Raw genomic sequence first — 15,720 nt, forward strand, 5'->3', positions numbered from 1 at the left:
GTCAGGACAGCTTCTCGAACACCATCGTCGCTTGGATCCGGTCGCCGCCGCCCATGCCCTTGGACCCGGATGACGCGGTCGTGATCGTGTGCAGCCGGTAGCCTTGCGCGGTCTGCTTGTTTATCACGTTCTCCAGGTCAGTGAGGTTGCCGGAACCGGTGCCGAAGAACTTCTCCTTCAACACGACCTGCAGCACGACGTAGCTGTACCCGTTCTGAGCAGGACGCGGCTGAGCCTGCGACACCGCCTCCGCTTGGGCTCGGTCCACGAACCCGCCGAGACCGGGCCGCGCGGGCGGCGGCGCCTGCACCTGCTCGGTCCACTTCTGCCCGTCGTACCAGCGGACCGTTCCCGTGCCGTCGTCGTAGTAGCCCGCAGGCGTCCCCGCCATCGTTCCCCCTCAGGATCAGTGACCAGAGCATAGCAACGCCCCTCACCGACCGGACGTTCGCGTATGCCGGCGGGCTGTCCGCGCCTCTCGAGCCGCGCCGTGACCGAGCGACACCCGTCCCACGACTTCGGCAGAAGGTCAGCCGAGGTCGTCGAGGGCGGCTTCGAGGCGGTCGAGCTTGCCGGTGAGCTCGCCCGTGTGGCCGGGGCGGATGTCGGCCTTCAGGACGAGCGACACACGCGAGCCGAACGGCAGCACGGCCTCGGTGGCGCGGCGGACGACGTCGAAGACCTCGTCCCACTCGCCCTCGATGGTGGTGAACATCGAGTCGGTCTGGTTCGGCAGGCCCGACTCGCGGACCACCTTGACGGCGGCGGCGACGGCGTCGTGGACGCTGCCGTCGGCGCGTCCGGTGCCGCTCGGAGCGACGGAGAAGGCGACGAGCACGGTGGACCTCCCGCGCGAGGCGGGATCAGGCGACCGGTCGGCTCGTCTCGCCGACCACGTGGTCGACACCGCCGGAATGACGATCGCCGCGCGCTCTCCTACTCTGCCACAGCAGCACCAGCGCGTACCCGAAGAGGACGACCGTGAGGAGGTTGCGCACCGTCAGCACCGTGAGCATCACCGGGTCGAGGCCGAGGATCTCGTCGTACCCGATGGGATAGATGACCTGCGTCAGCAGCGCCTGCACCAGGATCAGCAGCGCCGGCACCAGGAAGCGACGTCCGAGGGTGACGAGACCCAGGATGACGGGGGCGGAGAGCCACACCACGAACTGCGGCGACCCCACCTTGTTGAACACCATGAGCGCCGTGATGATCGCCAGGACGAGGGGCGGGAGCACGGCCGTCGGCGATCCGCCGCGGCGCACGACGACCACGGCGAGCACGAGGACGACCGCGGTCGCCACGACGAGGAGCGGCGTGGTGAGCGCCGCGATGAGATCGGAGCCCGGACCGGTGACCTGGAACGTGAGGATCTCGGTCGAGTAGTACACCTGTCCCTGGCCCGCGTAGGCCAGCCAGAGCCAGACCGACGCGAACGGCGCCTCGATCTGCAGCCCCCGCCCGGTCTGCTCCGTCACGAAGCTGAACGCGTTCATGCCCGAGCCGAGCAGGAGGGCCACCGCCAGCACGGCCACCAGGGTGATGCCGGCGGCGACCAGGACCCGCATCCGCCGCCGCACCGCGATGACCACGCCCACCAGCACGGCCGCGGGCCACACCTTCACCCAGGTGGCGAGCGCGAGCAGGACGCCCGCCAGCGCCGGACGGCTCGCCACGACGAGCAGTCCTCCGATCACGAGGTCGACCGTGAAGATGTCGATGCGCCCCACGGCGACGGGCCCGAGGAGCAGCAGGAAGACCAGCCACCACCAGGCCGCGGCGAGGCGCGCCACGCGGCCCGCGCCACCGGGCCGGATGCGACCCACGAGGTAGGCGAAGACCACCGCGTCGGCCAGCGTGACCACGATCATCCAGCCGATGCCGTAGTCGTCGACCCCGAGCACGAGCGACGCGAGCATGGGCACGATGGCCAGCAGCGGGTACACCCACGGACCGTCGATGCCGAGCCGGTCGCCGGAGAGCCACTGCTCGACCCAGCCGCGGTAGACGTTCGTCACGTCGCCGAACGGCATGCTCGGATGCGTGAGGCCGTCCCAGCCCAGCCAGACGTGCACGCCGAGGAACACCGCCCAGAGCAGGATGGGGTTCGCGCCGAGTCGACGGATCACGGAGAGCACGACGAACATCCTAGGGGGCGGCCGATCGAGCACCCTGCACCGCCGGGCGCCGGAGCCAGGCGGGACCGCGCCTTCCCTGCCGATGCTCCGTCCGCTCCCAGCCCTCGCTCACGTGGGCTTGGTTGACTTCCCCCGGACCGATCCGAGAGAAGTGCTGTTGAGAAACACGACCAGAATGACCGTCGTCGCGCTGACGGGCGTGTTCGCCGTCGGCGTCGTCGTGGTCGTCGCGGCCCCCATCCTCTCCAGCTCGCTCGCGTCGAGCTCGCCCGCGTCCGTCCAGGGCGTGGTCCCCACGGTGGTCGGCACCGACCAGAGCGACGACGACGTGGCCCCCGTCGCCGCGGATGCGCCGGTGTGGACCCTGGGAAGCGGCTCCAGCGTGCGGTTCCGGGTCGTCGACAGCGACGACGACGATGTCATCTCGAGCGCCGCCACCGACATCGCCGGGTCCCTCACCCTGGCCGACGGGGTGCTCTCGCAGGCGGAGTTCGTCGTCGACCTGGCCTCGACCCCGATCGAGTCCGCGCGCGCCGACGACGGGCTGATGAGCGCGCTGGCCGCCGCGGCCTCCGGCAATCCGATGGCCACGTTCGTGCTCACCGCGCCCGCCAGCGTCGGTGCCGGCGACGGGACCTACACGACCCCGCTCGTCGGCACCCTCACCGTGTCGGGCAAGGCGATCCCGGTCTCCGCGGTCGCGGAGGTCACGATCGACGGCTCGAGCGGCAGCCTGGTCGCGTCGATCCCGATGGAGCTGTCGGACTACGGCGTCCCGGCCGCCAACGGCGCCTCGGCGTACTTCGACATGACCCTCACCCTGGCCGACGCGAACTGAGCTCCGCGACCACGGCGGGCAGCGCCTCGGCGATGTCGAGCGCCACGATCGGGCCGCCGCCGGAGGCGCGCGCCGCGGCGCGGGCGTGCAGGAGCGCTCCGGTCGCCGCCAGCGGGACGAGGGAGCCGGGGTCGTCGGCGATGCGCTGGGCGTTCGTCGCCAGGAGCGCGCCGATGGCGCCCGCGAGCACGTCGCCGGCGCCCGCCGTCGCCGTCCACGAGGTCGTCGAGGTCACGGTCAGACGCTCGCCCTCGGCCGAGCAGATGTGGGTGACGAAGCCCTTGAGCAGCACCGTGCATCCGGTCAGGCGCGCGGCCGTCAGCGCCCACCGCCGCGGGTCGGCCGAGATCGTCGCGCGATCCACCGTCTCGCCGTGGGCCTCGATTAGGCGCTGCAGCTCTCCCGCGTGAGGGGTGAGGACGCAGGGCCCCCGGACGTCGTCGACGCGATCGAGCGCCCCCGCGTCGAGGACCAGCGTGAGCCCGCTCGCGACGGCCTCGCCGAGCCGTGCGGAGGCCTCCGCCGACCGTGAGCCCGGGTCGGTCCCGGAGCCGGCGAGCCAGGCCTGCACGCGCCCGTCGGACGTCACGACCTCCGGCCGGGCACGCAGCACGAAGTCGGTGGGTCGGTCCTCCGCCAGGTACCGCACCATCCCCACCCCGGTGCGCGTCGCGGCCTCGACCCCCAGGACCGCCGCGCCCGGGTACTGGGGCGACCCCGTCAGCATCCCGAGGACACCGCGCGAGTACTTGTCGTCGTCGGGCCCCGGAACGGCCACGCACCGTGCGGCGTCGAGCTCGGTCAGCTCCGTCCAGCCCTCGGCCGGGTCATCGTCGTGACGTGGCATCCTGCACCTCTCCCACCAGCTCCTCGATGATGTCCTCCAGGAACAGCACGCCCGTCGTCGCTCCCTCCTGCGTGAACGACCGCGACAGGTGGCTCCCCGTGCGGCGCATCGCCGCCAGGGCGTCCTCGAGGTCGGTGCCCTCGTAGACGCCGGGGATCCGACGGATCCGCTTGGCCGGGATCGGCAGGTCGAACTCGTCGTCGTCGAGGTCGATCACGTCCTTCAGGTGCACGTACCCGGCGGGCTCGCCCGACGCGTCGAGTACGACGTACCGGGAGAAGCCGTACTTCGCCACGGCGCGCTCGACGTCGGTCGGCGTGGCGGTGGGCGGCAGGCTCACCAGCTCCGACAGCGGCACGGCGACCTCCTTGACCTTCTTCGTCGTGAACTCGAAGGCGGCGGAGAGAGTGCCCGCGGTGTCGGAGAGCATGCCCTCTCTCGTCGACTGCTCGACGATCGTCTCCACCTCGTCGAGGGTGAACGCGCTCGCCGCCTCGCTCTTGGGCTCGACGCGGAACAGCCGCAGCGCCGCGTTCGCCGTGGCGTTCAGAGCCACCGTGATCGGCCGGACCACGCGGCCGATGGCCACGAGCGGGGTCGCGAGGAGCAGCACCGCCCGATCGGGCACCGTGAACGACAGGTTCTTCGGCACCATCTCGCCGAGCACGACGTGGAGGAAGGACACCAGCACAAGCGTGATGACGAACGCGATCGTGCCGATCACCTCCTCCGGCAGCCCGGTCAGGTGGAGCGGAACCTCCAGGAGGTGGTGGATCGCCGGCTCCGAGACGTTGAGGATGAGCAGCGAGCAGACCGTGATGCCGAGCTGGCACGTCGCGAGCATCAGCGTCGCGTGCTCCATCGCCCAGAGCGCGGTGCGCGCGCGAGCCGAGCCGGCCTCGGCGAGCGGCTCGATCTGCGAACGACGCGCCGAGATCACCGCGAACTCCGCGGCCACGAAGAACGCGTTGCCGGCCAGGAGCAGGACGAGCCAGAGGATCCCGAGCCAATCAGACATCGCGCACCTCCTCGGTCGAGGCCGGGGCGGCGCCCTCGGGATGGGCGGGCAGGAAGCGGATGCGGTCGATCCGCCTGCCGTCGAGGCGCTCGACCACGAGCGCGCCGTCGTCGATGCCGACCCGGTCACCGACCTCCGGCAGCCTGCCCAGGCGCGCCATCACGAACCCGCCCACGGTCTCGTAGGGCCCGTCGTCGGGGACGTGGATGCCCGCCTGATCGGCGAGCTCGTCGGGGCGGAGGATCCCGGGGAAGGTCGTGGCGCCGCGGCTCGTGACGATCGCGGCGAACCGGCGGTCGTGCTCGTCGACGAGCTCGCCCACCAGCTCCTCGACCACGTCCTCGAGGGTGACCACGCCGGCCGTGCCGCCGTACTCGTCGACGACCACGGCCATCTGGTACCCGCGGCCGCGCACCTCGCCGAGGAGGGAGTCGAGCATCATCGTCTCCGGCACCCGCACGATGTCGGTGGCGATCGCCGAGACGGGGACGTCGCGGCGACGGTCACGCGGGATGGCGACCGCCTGCTTGACGTGGACGACTCCCACGATGTCGTCGATGTTGTCGTCGATCACGGGGAACCGGCTGTGCCCGGTGGCCGCCGCGAGGTCGAGCACCGCGACCGACGGGTCGGAGCGCCGGACGCTCACCACGGCGGGCCGGGCGGTCATCGCGTCGGCCGCCGTGTGGGAGGAGAACTGCAGCGTGCGGTCGAGGAGGGTGGCGGTGTCCTCCTCGAGGGTGCCCTGCATCGCCGAGCGCCTGACCAGCGAGGACAGCTCGTCGGCGGTGCGCGCTCCCGACAGCTCCTCCTTCGGCTCGATGCCCATGGCCCGCAGGAGCACGTTCGCGCTGTTGTTGAGCAGCGCCACGGCAGGGCGGAACACCATGGTGAACGCGAGTTGGAAGGGCACGACGATGCGTGCCGTGGGGAGCGGCAGGGCGAGGGCGAAGTTCTTCGGGACGAGCTCCCCCACGATCATCGACAGCAGCGTGGCGATGACGATGCCGATCACGGTGGCGAGCACCGGGACGACGACCTCGGGGATGCCGACCGCCGTCATCGGCCCGGTCAGCAGGGCGCTGATCGCCGGTTCCATCGTGAACCCGGTGAGGAGAGTGGTGAGGGTGATGCCCAGCTGAGCGCTGGACAGGTGCGTCGAGGTGTGACGGAGGGCGGTGATGGTCGGCGCGAGTCCGCGTTCGCCCCGCTCGGTGCGGGCCTCGAGCTCGGAGCGGTCGAGGTTGACGAGCGAGAACTCCGACGCGACGAAGAAGCCGGTGCCGACGGTGAGCAGCACTCCGACGCCGACCATGATCCACTCAAAGAGCACCGCGGCACCCTCCGGCGGGGACGGACAGGGTATGCGCAGAAGGAGGGTCGTCCATTGTCCGGCCCATCCTACCGGTGCGGGGGGCCCGTCACCAGGAGACGGGCAGCGCCTTGCCCTCCTCGTACCCGGCCGCGGACTGGATGCCGACCAGGGCGTGGGCGTGGAACTCGGCCGGCGTCGACGCGCCCGCATAGGTGAAGGAGCTGCGCACACCCGACGTGATCATGTCGAGGAGGTCGTCGAGCGACGGACGGAGCGGGTCGAGGTAGATGCGGCTGGAGGAGATCCCCTCCGCGAACAGGGTCTTGCGGGCGAGCTCGTACGCGTCGAGACGGCCGAACCGCTCCTGCACGGCCTTGGTCGAGGCCATCCCCCAGCTCTCCTTGTAGACGCGTCCCGCCTCGTCGGCGCTCAGCAGCCCCGGAGCCTCGATCGTGCCCGCGAACCAGGATCCGATCATCACCGAGGACGCGCCGGCGGCCAGCGCCAGGGCGACGTCGCGCGGATAGCGCACCCCGCCGTCGGCCCAGACGTGGGCGCCGAGCTCGCGCGCCGCGGCCGCCGTCTCGAGCACCGCGGAGAACTGAGGACGCCCGACCGCGGTCATCATCCGGGTGGTGCACATCGCGCCCGGCCCCACACCCACCTTGACGATGTCGGCGCCGGCGCGCACTAGATCGACCACCGCGGCGGCCGTGACCACGTTCCCCGCGGCGATCGGCACGCCGAGCTTCGCGTCGGACACCGCGCGGAGCGCGCGCAGCATCCCCTCCTGGTGGCCGTGAGCGGTGTCGAGCACGAGCACGTCGACGCCCGCGGCAACCAGGGCCCGCGCCTTGGCGACCACGTCGCCGTTGATCCCCACGGCCGCGGCGACCCGCAGCCTGCCGTCGGCGTCGACCGCCGGGCCGTAGATCGTCGCGCGCAGGGCGCTCGTCCGGCTCAGCGTGCCGATGACCGCGCCGTGCTGGAGCACCGGCACGAAATCGAGGTCCGCCGCCGCCATCGCGTCGAAGGCGGCACGCGGGGAGTCGACGTCCTCCGCGTCGAGGGCGGGGGAGGCACCGTGCACGAGATCACCCAGCCGTGCGTCGGCGGGAGCGCTCGCCAGACGCATCGCCGTCAGGCAGCCCACGTAGTCCCCGGCGGCGTCGTGGATCACGAGCCCCTGACCGGGGACCGGGGGCAGCAGCATCCTGGCGTTCTCGACCGTGTCGTCGGCGCGGAACTCGAAGGGCGTGTCGTAGACCACCGGCCGCGACTTCACCCAGCGGATGGCGGCGTCGAGGTCCTGGAGGGGCATGTCCTGCGGCAGGACGCCGAGTCCGCCGCGACGGGCGAGCGAGGCCGCCAGGCGCGGGCCGGTGACGGAGTTCATGTTGGCCGAGACGATGGGGATGGTCATCCCGGTGCCGTCCTCCGGAGCGAGCGACACGTCGAGACGGCTCGACACGCCCGACCTCGACGGGATGAGGAACACGTCGGAGTAGGTCAGGTCGTGCGTGGCCGTGGAACCGTAGAACTCCATGGGAACAACGGTAGTCCAGGCCGGCCTCGCGCCTGCGGCCCACTCGGGAGGTCTAGGCTTGGAGAGCACGTGTCACGGCGTGGAAGAGTGCAGCGCAGCAGACCCGGCACGTGCCATCGAAGAGGCGACGGAGAGTGGGCGAAACGGTTGTGGCAGGCCAGTTGACGAGTGTGGGCGCAGAAGAGGGAACGGCAGCCGAGTTCGGCGCCAACGAGTGGCTCGTCGAGGAGCTGTACGAGCAGTACCTGACCGACAAGCAGTCGGTCGACCAGTCGTGGTGGCCGGTGCTCGAGAGCTACCACGCCCACGTGGAGGCCAAGCGCGCCGCCGCGCCGGCCGACCAGGGCGGCGCTGACCCGGTCACGACGCCGCCCGTCCCGCAGACGGAGTCCGCCCAGGTCGCCGCCGCCGAGGCGCCGGCCGACCAGGCCCGCCCCGCCGCGACCCAGCCGGTCGCGAAGACCACGAGCATCGAGGCCAAGCCGCAGCCCATCCCGGCGGAGGCGCCCAGCACGCGACGGTCCGACCCCGACCAGACCGCTCGCGACGTCGCCGAGGACGCCGAGAAGGACGTCGTGAGCCCGCTGCGCGGCATGGCGAAGTCGCTGGCCACGAACATGGACGCGAGCCTCTCGGTCCCCACGGCCACGAGCGTGCGCTCGATCCCGGCCAAGCTGATGATCGACAACCGCATCGTCATCAACAACCACCTGCGCCGTGCGCGCGGCGGCAAGGTCTCGTTCACGCACCTCATCGGCTGGGCCCTGGTCCAGGCCCTGAAGGACTTCCCCAGCCAGAACGTCTACTACGACGAGGTCGACGGCAAGCCCTCCGTGGTGGCGCCCGCCCACATCGGGCTCGGCATCGCGATCGACGTGCCGAAGCCCGACGGATCGCGCGCGCTCCTCGTGCCCAGCGTCAAGCGGGCCGACACCATGGGGTTCAACGAGTTCCTCTCCGCCTACGAGGACCTCGTGAAGCGCGCCCGCGCGAACAAGCTCACCGCGGCAGACTTCCAGGGCGCGACGATCTCGCTCACCAACCCGGGCGGGATCGGCACCGTGCACTCGGTGCCCCGGCTCATGAAGGGCCAGGGCTGCATCATCGGCGCCGGCGCCCTCGAGTACCCGGCCGAGTTCCAGGGCGCGTCGCCGAAGACCCTCGCCGACCTCGGCATCGGCAAGGTCATCACCCTCACGAGCACCTACGACCACCGAGTCATCCAGGGCGCCGGATCGGGTGAGTTCCTGAAGAAGGTGCACGAGCTGCTCCTCGGGGAGCGCGGCTTCTACGACAGCATCTTCGCCGAGCTCCGCATCCCCTACGAGCCGATCCGCTGGGCCGCCGACATCAACGTCGACGAGGCCAGCGCGATCGACAAGACCGCTCGCGTGCAGGAGCTCATCAACGCGTTCCGGGTGCGCGGCCACCTGATGGCCGACATCGACCCGCTGGAGTACCGGCAGCGCTCGCACCCCGACCTCGACATCGCCACGCACGGCCTCACGTTCTGGGACCTCGACCGCGAGTTCGTCACGGGCGAGTTCGGCCTCACCCGGCAGGCCTACCTCCGCGACATCCTCGGCGTGCTCCGCGACTCGTACTGCCGCAAGATCGGCATCGAGTACATGCACATCCAGGACCCGGTGCAGCGCAAGTGGCTGCAGGACAAGGTCGAGCGGCCCTACGCGAAGCCCGGCCACGACGAGCAGATGCGGATCCTCGAGAAGCTCAACGAAGCCGAGGCCTTCGAGACCTTCCTGCAGACCAAGTACGTCGGGCAGAAGCGCTTCAGCCTGGAGGGCGGCGAGTCGGTCATCGCGGCGCTCGACGAGATCATCCAGGGCGCGGCCGACTCCGGCCTCGACGAGGTCGCGATCGGCATGGCCCACCGCGGCCGCCTCAACGTGCTCACGAACATCGCGGGCAAGACGTACGGGCAGATCTTCCGCGAGTTCGAGGGCACCCAGGACCCCCGCACCGTGCAGGGCTCCGGCGACGTGAAGTACCACCTCGGCACCGAGGGCACCTTCACCTCGATCGACGGCAAGGAGATCCCGGTCTACCTCGCCGCCAACCCGTCCCACCTCGAGGCGGTCGACGGAGTGCTCGAGGGCATCGTCCGCGCCAAGCAGGACCGCAAGCCGGTCGGCACCTTCACGACGCTGCCGATCCTCGTGCACGGCGACGCCGCGCTCGCCGGTCAGGGCATCGTCTACGAGACCCTGCAGATGTCGCAGCTGCGCGGCTACCGCACCGGCGGCACGATCCACCTCAACATCAACAACCAGGTCGGCTTCACCACTCCCCCGTCGGAGTCCCGGTCGTCCGTCTACTCGACCGACGTGGCGAAGTCGATCCAGGCGCCGATCTTCCACGTGAACGGGGACGACCCCGAGTCGGTGGTCCGCGTGGCCAAGCTCGCGTTCGAGTACCGCCAGCAGTTCCACCGCGACGTGTTCATCGACCTCATCTGCTACCGCCGACGCGGCCACAACGAGGGCGACGACCCGTCGATGACCCAGCCGCTGATGTACAACCTCATCGAGGCCAAGCGCAGCGTCCGCAAGCTCTACGCGGAGGCGCTCGTCGGTCGCGGCGACATCACCGAGGAGGAGTACGAGGCCGCTCAGCACGACTTCCAGGACCGTCTCGAGCGCGCCTTCGCCGAGACGCACGCCGCGCAGACCTCGTCGATCCCGGTGATCACGGGCGACACCAACGCGGTGGCCGACCTCGAGCGACCCGAGGCGCAGCGCGACGACGCCTCGTCGGGCGCGTTCGAGACCGGGGTGTCCGAGCAGACGGTGCAGCTGGTGGGCGACGCGTTCCAGAACCCGCCCGCGGGCTTCAGCGTGCATCCGAAGCTGCAGCAGCTGCTGCAGAAGCGCCACGACATGAGCCGCAACGGCGGGATCGACTGGGCGTTCGGCGAGCTCCTGGCGCTCGGCTCCCTGCTCGTCGAGGGCACTCCCGTGCGCCTGGCCGGCCAGGATGCGCGTCGCGGCACGTTCGTGCAGCGTCACGCGGTGCTGCACGACCGTGAGAACGGACAGGAGTGGCTGCCGCTGTCGAACCTCAGCGACAACCAGGCCAAGTTCTGGATCTACGACTCGCTCCTCTCCGAGTACGCCGCGATGGGCTTCGAGTACGGGTACTCGGTCGAGCGCCCGGACGCGCTGGTGCTGTGGGAGGCCCAGTTCGGCGACTTCGCCAACGGGGCGCAGACGGTGATCGACGAGTTCATCTCCTCGGCCGAGCAGAAGTGGGGACAGCGCTCCTCGCTCGTGCTCCTGCTGCCGCACGGCTACGAGGGGCAGGGGCCTGACCACTCGTCGGCCCGCATCGAGCGCTACCTCCAGCTGTGCGCCGAGAACAACATGGTGGTCGCACGCCCGTCGACTCCGGCGTCCTACTTCCACCTGCTGCGCCGACAGGCCTACGCCCGCCCGCGCAAGCCGCTCGTGGTGTTCACGCCGAAGGCAATGCTGCGACTCCGAGGGGCCACGAGCTCGGTCTCCGATCTCACCAGCGGCCGCTTCCAGCCGGTGATCGACGACGCCCGGATCACCGATCGCGAGGCCGTGAAGACGGTCCTGCTGCACTCGGGCAAGATCCACTACGACCTCGCCACGGAGCTGTCGAAGAACCCCGACGACACGGTCGCGCTGGTCCGCGTGGAGCAGTTCTACCCGCTGCCCCTCGAGGAGCTGCGCGCGGTGGCCGACTCGTACCCGAACGCGCAGCTGCGCTGGGTGCAGGACGAGCCCGAGAACCAGGGCGCCTGGCCGTTCATCCAGTCGTCCCTCACCCCGCACCTCGGCGGCCGTGCCCTCAGCGTGGTCTCCCGGCCGGCCTCCGCCTCGCCGGCGGCGGGTTCGGCGAAGCGTCACGCGGCCGAGCAGACGGAGCTGATCGCGCGCGCCCTGGCGTAGGACTGCAGACGTCGAAGGCCGGGCTCCCGCGGGGGCCCGGCCTTCGACGTGCCAGAGACCCCTCGACATGAGCTATCCTCGTCTTCATGAAGACGACGACTCGAGTCCTGCTCTCCACGCCGCTGCTCCTCCTCGGCCTGTCCACGCTGGTCGCGTGTTCCGGATCCTCCGCGCCGCCCGCCGTCGACTCGACGACCGGGGCCGAGATCGAGCAGCAGGACACGGACGTCTTCACCCTGGAGATCGGCGACTGCCTGAACGACGCGACGGCCGCGCACGAGGTCTCTGAGCTCCCCCTCGTGGACTGCGCCGAGGAGCACGACTCCGAGGTCTACTACGAGTTCGACCTCCCCGATGACGACACGTTCCCGGCCGCGACCATCGATGATGACGCCGCTGCGGGATGCGAGGAGCAGTTCGAGAGCTTCGTCGGCATCCCCTACGAGGAGTCCACGCTGACCTACGGGACCTATCAGCCCACCGCTCAGTCGTGGACCGGGGCTCATGACCGTGCTGTCAGCTGTGTCATCGCCGACCCGGCCGGGAAGGTCAAGGGCACCCTCAAGGGCGCCGCCCGCTGACCCCGTCGAAGGCGGTCAGCCGCGCGCGACGGGTCAGAGCGTGCGGAGCGTGGCGATGAGGGTGGAGCGCAGCGTCTCGGGCGCCTGCTCCTTGCAGGCCCGGCGCACGGTCTCGGTGAGCGTCACGCTCACGTGGAGCTCGGACGAGCATCCGTCGCACGTCTCGAGGTGGGCACGGATCTGCTCCACGTCGGTGCGGCACAGCTCATGCCGGAGGTACTCCTCGAGCTCCGCTCGAGCCTTGTCGCAGCCGCAGTCGTCCGCGGCGGTCACGTCACTCACTTCGCGCTCCTCTTCGCATCCGGGACCGTCAGCCCGCGCTCACGCGCATAGTCTGCGAGCAGACCGCGGAGCAGCCTCCTGCCACGGTGCAGGCGGCTCATCACGGTGCCGACGGGGGTCTTCATGATGTCGGCGATCTCCTGGTACGAGAAGCCCTCGACGTCGGCCAGGTACACGGCCAGCCGGAAGTCCTCGGGGATCGACTGCAGAGCCGCCTTCACGTCGCTGTCGGGGAGGTGGTCGATGGCCTCCGCCTCGGCCGACCGACCCGTCGTGGTCGTCGTCGCCGACTCGGCGGTGCCCAGCTGCCAGTCCTCGAGCTCGCTCGTCGAGCCCTGGTAGGGATCGCGCTGCTTCTTGCGGTAGGTGTTGATGTACGTGTTGGTGAGGATGCGGTACAGCCACGCCTTGAGGTTCGTGCCCTGTTCGAACTGGCCGAACGCGGCATACGCCTTGACGTAGGTCTCCTGCACCAGGTCCTGGGCGTCGGCGGGGTTGCGGGTCATGCGGAGGGCTGCGCCGTACAGCTGATCGAGGAAGGGGATCGCCTGCTCCTCGAAGAGCTCTCGCGGGTCGCGAGGGGATGCGTCGCTGCGCTCGGTCGCGTCGTCGACCGACTCAGATGGGGTGCTCATCGCCGCCCAGTCTACGGCCGGGGCCCGGTCCGCGATCTCGGACGGGCGCTCCAGCACCGCCGCCGCAGTGACACTCACGCGCGATCTCCTCTCGTCGGTTGACCGCCGACTACTCTGATAACCGATGTCCGTCTCCAGAAATTCCACGCCGCGCTTCGATCCGTACGGCGATTCCACGCCCGCCGCCGACGCGGCGAACTGGCCTGCGCCGAGTCCGCAGGGGCCGCTCGACGCGCGACTGCGACTCCCGGGGTCGAAGTCGATCACCAACCGGGAGCTGGTGCTCTCGGCACTCGCCGACGGGCCGTCCCTGCTTCGGGCGCCGCTCCACTCGCGCGACAGCGACCTCATGGTCGAGGCGCTCCGGTCGTTCGGCACGGTCGTGGATCGGGTCGCCGGCGACGGCCGCTTCGGACCAGACCTCGCGATCACGCCGGCCGAGGAGCTCGCCGGCTCGACGACGATCGACTGCGGCCTCGCCGGGACGGTCATGCGGTTCACCCCGCCGGTCGCAGCGCTGGCGCTCGGCCCCACGACGTTCGACGGCGACGAGGGCGCCCGGCGTCGCCCGATGTCCACCACGATCTCCTCGCTCCGCGCGCTGGGGGTCGACGTCGCCGACGACGGGCTCGGGGCGCTCCCGTTCACCGTCCACGGCAGCGGCCGGGTCGCCGGTGGCGACCTCGAGATCGACGCCTCGGCATCCAGCCAGTTCGTCTCCGGTCTGCTGCTGGCCGGTGCGCGGTTCGACGACGGGCTGCGGCTGACGCATTCCGGCGCGCGGCTCCCCAGCCAACCGCACATCGACATGACGGTCGCGGCGCTGCGCGCCCGCGGGGTCGACGTGTCCACCCCCGAGCCGGGCCGGTGGGTCGTCTCCCCCGGTCCGATCGCGGGCCGCACGGTCGACATCGAACCGGACCTGTCCAACGCGGCGCCGTTCCTCGCGGCGGCACTGGTCGCCGGAGGCACCGTCCGCATCGACGGCTGGCCGGAGAGCACGACCCAGGTCGGGGATGACCTCGCCGACCTCCTGCCGCTCTTCGGTGCAACGGTCGAGCGCGTCGACGGGGCCCTCGTGGTCCGGGGCAGCGGGACGATCACCGCGGTCACCGTCGACCTCAGCACCGGCGGCGAGCTGGCCCCGGCCCTGGTCGCTCTCGCGACGCTCGCCGACGGCCCGAGCGAGATCACCGGGATCGGCCACATCCGGCACCACGAGACCGACCGGCTCGCCGCGCTCGTCGCCGAGATCACCGCCCTCGGGGGCGGCGCCGAGGAGCTGCCGGACGGCATCCGGATCACCCCACGGCCGATGCACGGCGGCGTCTGGCACAGCTACGACGACCACCGGATGGCCACGGCCGGTGCGATCATCGGGCTCGCGATCCCCGACGTCGACATCGAGGACATCGGCACGACGGCGAAGACGCTCCCCGAGTTCCCCGAGCTGTGGCACGACCTGGTGAGGTCGACGCGGTGAGCTGGTGGGCGGACGACGAGGACGACGACGAGCCGGAGCTCGACGAGTCCGACGTCCGCATCCGCCCCAACCCCCGTGGCACGAGGCCGCGGTCGAAGACGCGGCCGAAGCACGAGGACGCGGTCGTCGGCCGGGTGATGACCGTGGATCGCGGGCGCTTCGGCGTGCTGGTCGACGAGGACACCGACTCGGAGCACGAGATCATCGCCTCCCGGGCCCGCGAGCTCGGGCGCACGCCCATCGTCACGGGAGACTTCGTCGACGTCGTGGGGGACGTCAGCGGCGAGCCGGGCTCCCTGGCTCGGGTCGTGCGGGTGCGGGAGCGCTCGACCGTGCTGCGTCGCAGTGCGGACGACACGGACGCGGTGGAGCGAGTCATCGTCGCCAATGCGGATCAGATGCTCATCGTCGTCGCCGCGACCAACCCCGAACCCCGTGCGCGACTCGTCGACCGCTACCTCGTGGCGGCGTTCGACGCGGGGATCGACCCCATCCTGTGCATCACCAAGACCGATCTCGCCGATCCCGCCGAGTTCCTCGCGGAGTTCGACGCGCTCGATCTCACGGTCGTCACCCTGTCGAAGGACGCGATCCCCCACGAGCGCCTCGACGGTCTGCTCGCCGGGCACACCACGGTGGCCGTGGGGCACTCGGGCGTCGGCAAGTCGACGCTCGTCAACGCCCTCGTCCCCGGCGCCGACCGAGCGATCGGACACGTGAACGCCGTCACCGGGAGGGGCCGGCACACGTCCTCGTCCACCCTCTGCCTGCGCTTCACCGCCGAAGACGGCAGGAAGGGCTGGATCGTCGACACCCCCGGCGTGCGCTCCTTCGGACTCGGGCACGTGGATCCGGAGAACATCATCCGATCGTTCGCGGTCTCGGCGGTCATCCCCCCTGGCGAGCCGCCGGACGGCATCCCGCTCAGCGACGCGCACGACTGGGAGATCATCGACCGCCTCGAGGCCGGTGAGCTCGGCGAGAGCGGACGGGCCCGGATCGAGTCGCTGCAGAAGCTGCTCGAGACGAGGACGGACCGACCCACCCCGTAGCCTGGAGGGGTGACCGACTCCCTCGTCTCCGACCTCGCGCTCGCCCTCCT

At 70.8% G+C, this 15,720-nt stretch carries 14 protein-coding genes; 5 read left to right on the forward strand and 9 right to left on the reverse strand.

The features are described from left to right. Position 1: 1 nt before the first annotated feature. From IEX69_RS03610 to IEX69_RS03620, 3 genes are all read right to left on the reverse strand, one after another. The gene (locus IEX69_RS03610) at positions 2 to 391 is read right to left on the reverse strand and encodes a DUF2510 domain-containing protein (protein WP_085019755.1); all 390 of its coding nucleotides are present in this window, start codon (positions 389 to 391) and stop codon (positions 2 to 4) included. Between the two features lie 138 nt (positions 392 to 529). After that, the gene (locus tag IEX69_RS03615) at positions 530 to 838 is read right to left on the reverse strand and encodes a thiamine-binding protein (RefSeq protein ID WP_085021456.1); all 309 of its coding nucleotides are present in this window, start codon (positions 836 to 838) and stop codon (positions 530 to 532) included. A 25-nt stretch (positions 839 to 863) separates the two neighbouring features. Continuing rightward, a complete protein-coding gene (locus tag IEX69_RS03620; protein WP_174604446.1) occupies positions 864 to 2,138 on the reverse strand; it encodes a glycosyltransferase 87 family protein in 1,275 nt (424 codons plus the stop codon). A gap of 157 nt (positions 2,139 to 2,295) precedes the next feature. Between IEX69_RS03620 and IEX69_RS03625 the strand changes: the two genes are divergently transcribed. Beyond that, positions 2,296 to 2,976 (forward strand): YceI family protein, encoded by a 681-nt coding sequence (locus IEX69_RS03625; RefSeq protein WP_174604447.1) that lies wholly within the window; start codon positions 2,296 to 2,298, stop codon positions 2,974 to 2,976. Here the strand turns inward: IEX69_RS03625 and IEX69_RS03630 are convergent. The 4 genes from IEX69_RS03630 to guaB1 form a co-directional block, all read right to left on the reverse strand. Further along, positions 2,954 to 3,823 carry an ADP-dependent NAD(P)H-hydrate dehydratase gene (locus IEX69_RS03630; RefSeq protein WP_085019758.1) on the reverse strand — a complete coding sequence of 290 codons (870 nt, stop codon included), beginning with the start codon at positions 3,821 to 3,823 and terminating at the stop codon, positions 2,954 to 2,956. The genes IEX69_RS03625 and IEX69_RS03630 overlap by 23 nt on opposite strands. Next, positions 3,804 to 4,841 carry a hemolysin family protein gene (locus IEX69_RS03635; protein WP_085019759.1) on the reverse strand — a complete coding sequence of 346 codons (1,038 nt, stop codon included), beginning with the start codon at positions 4,839 to 4,841 and terminating at the stop codon, positions 3,804 to 3,806. Before IEX69_RS03635 ends, IEX69_RS03630 begins: the two co-directional genes overlap by 20 nt. Continuing rightward, positions 4,834 to 6,156 (reverse strand): hemolysin family protein, encoded by a 1,323-nt coding sequence (locus tag IEX69_RS03640; protein WP_085019760.1) that lies wholly within the window; start codon positions 6,154 to 6,156, stop codon positions 4,834 to 4,836. Before IEX69_RS03640 ends, IEX69_RS03635 begins: the two co-directional genes overlap by 8 nt. Positions 6,157 to 6,262: 106 nt before the next feature. Further along, a complete protein-coding gene (gene guaB1, locus IEX69_RS03645; RefSeq protein ID WP_085019761.1) occupies positions 6,263 to 7,702 on the reverse strand; it encodes a GMP reductase in 1,440 nt (479 codons plus the stop codon). 149 nt (positions 7,703 to 7,851) lie between these two features. Between guaB1 and IEX69_RS03650 the strand changes: the two genes are divergently transcribed. Together IEX69_RS03650 and IEX69_RS03655 are read left to right on the forward strand one after the other, a co-directional pair. Further along, positions 7,852 to 11,637 (forward strand): multifunctional oxoglutarate decarboxylase/oxoglutarate dehydrogenase thiamine pyrophosphate-binding subunit/dihydrolipoyllysine-residue succinyltransferase subunit, encoded by a 3,786-nt coding sequence (locus tag IEX69_RS03650; RefSeq protein ID WP_085019762.1) that lies wholly within the window; start codon positions 7,852 to 7,854, stop codon positions 11,635 to 11,637. Positions 11,638 to 11,723: 86 nt separating this feature from the next. After that, positions 11,724 to 12,218 (forward strand): septum formation family protein, encoded by a 495-nt coding sequence (locus IEX69_RS03655; RefSeq protein ID WP_085019763.1) that lies wholly within the window; start codon positions 11,724 to 11,726, stop codon positions 12,216 to 12,218. Positions 12,219 to 12,251: 33 nt separating this feature from the next. Here the strand turns inward: IEX69_RS03655 and IEX69_RS03660 are convergent, their stop codons facing one another. Further along, complete coding sequence (locus tag IEX69_RS03660; RefSeq protein WP_229756221.1) at positions 12,252 to 12,500, reverse strand: zf-HC2 domain-containing protein; 249 nt, start codon at positions 12,498 to 12,500, stop codon at positions 12,252 to 12,254. Beyond that, positions 12,497 to 13,135, reverse strand: a complete 639-nt coding sequence (locus IEX69_RS03665; protein WP_085021458.1) for a sigma-70 family RNA polymerase sigma factor — start codon at positions 13,133 to 13,135, stop codon at positions 12,497 to 12,499. The genes IEX69_RS03660 and IEX69_RS03665 overlap by 4 nt, the downstream gene beginning before the upstream one ends. 124 nt (positions 13,136 to 13,259) lie before the next feature. On the opposite strand from IEX69_RS03665, the gene aroA reads away from it, so the two are divergent. Further along, positions 13,260 to 14,618, forward strand: a complete 1,359-nt coding sequence (gene aroA, locus IEX69_RS03670) for a 3-phosphoshikimate 1-carboxyvinyltransferase (RefSeq protein WP_085019764.1) — start codon at positions 13,260 to 13,262, stop codon at positions 14,616 to 14,618. Further along, a complete protein-coding gene (gene rsgA / locus IEX69_RS03675) occupies positions 14,615 to 15,670 on the forward strand; it encodes a ribosome small subunit-dependent GTPase A (protein ID WP_085019765.1) in 1,056 nt (351 codons plus the stop codon). Before aroA ends, rsgA begins: the two co-directional genes overlap by 4 nt. The last annotated feature ends 50 nt before the right edge of the window (positions 15,671 to 15,720 follow it).

It is taken from the genome of Cnuibacter physcomitrellae (assembly GCF_014640535.1).
In the GTDB taxonomy this organism is placed as follows: Bacteria; Actinomycetota; Actinomycetes; order Actinomycetales; family Microbacteriaceae; genus Cnuibacter; species Cnuibacter physcomitrellae.

Bases quoted from the DNA above. Each gene is read 5' to 3' on its own strand.
- IEX69_RS03640 (WP_085019760.1), bottom strand. From the start codon at position 6,156: ATGGTCGGCGTCGGAGTGCTGCTCACCGTCGGCACCGGCTTCTTCGTC.
- IEX69_RS03630 (WP_085019758.1), bottom strand. From the start codon at position 3,823: ATGCCACGTCACGACGATGACCCGGCCGAGGGCTGGACGGAGCTGACC.
- IEX69_RS03655 (WP_085019763.1), top strand. From the start codon at position 11,724: ATGAAGACGACGACTCGAGTCCTGCTCTCCACGCCGCTGCTCCTCCTC.
- IEX69_RS03665 (WP_085021458.1), bottom strand. From the start codon at position 13,135: ATGAGCACCCCATCTGAGTCGGTCGACGACGCGACCGAGCGCAGCGAC.
- guaB1 (WP_085019761.1), bottom strand. From the start codon at position 7,702: ATGGAGTTCTACGGTTCCACGGCCACGCACGACCTGACCTACTCCGAC.
- IEX69_RS03610 (WP_085019755.1), bottom strand. From the start codon at position 391: ATGGCGGGGACGCCTGCGGGCTACTACGACGACGGCACGGGAACGGTC.
- aroA (WP_085019764.1), top strand. From the start codon at position 13,260: ATGTCCGTCTCCAGAAATTCCACGCCGCGCTTCGATCCGTACGGCGAT.
- IEX69_RS03635 (WP_085019759.1), bottom strand. From the start codon at position 4,841: ATGTCTGATTGGCTCGGGATCCTCTGGCTCGTCCTGCTCCTGGCCGGC.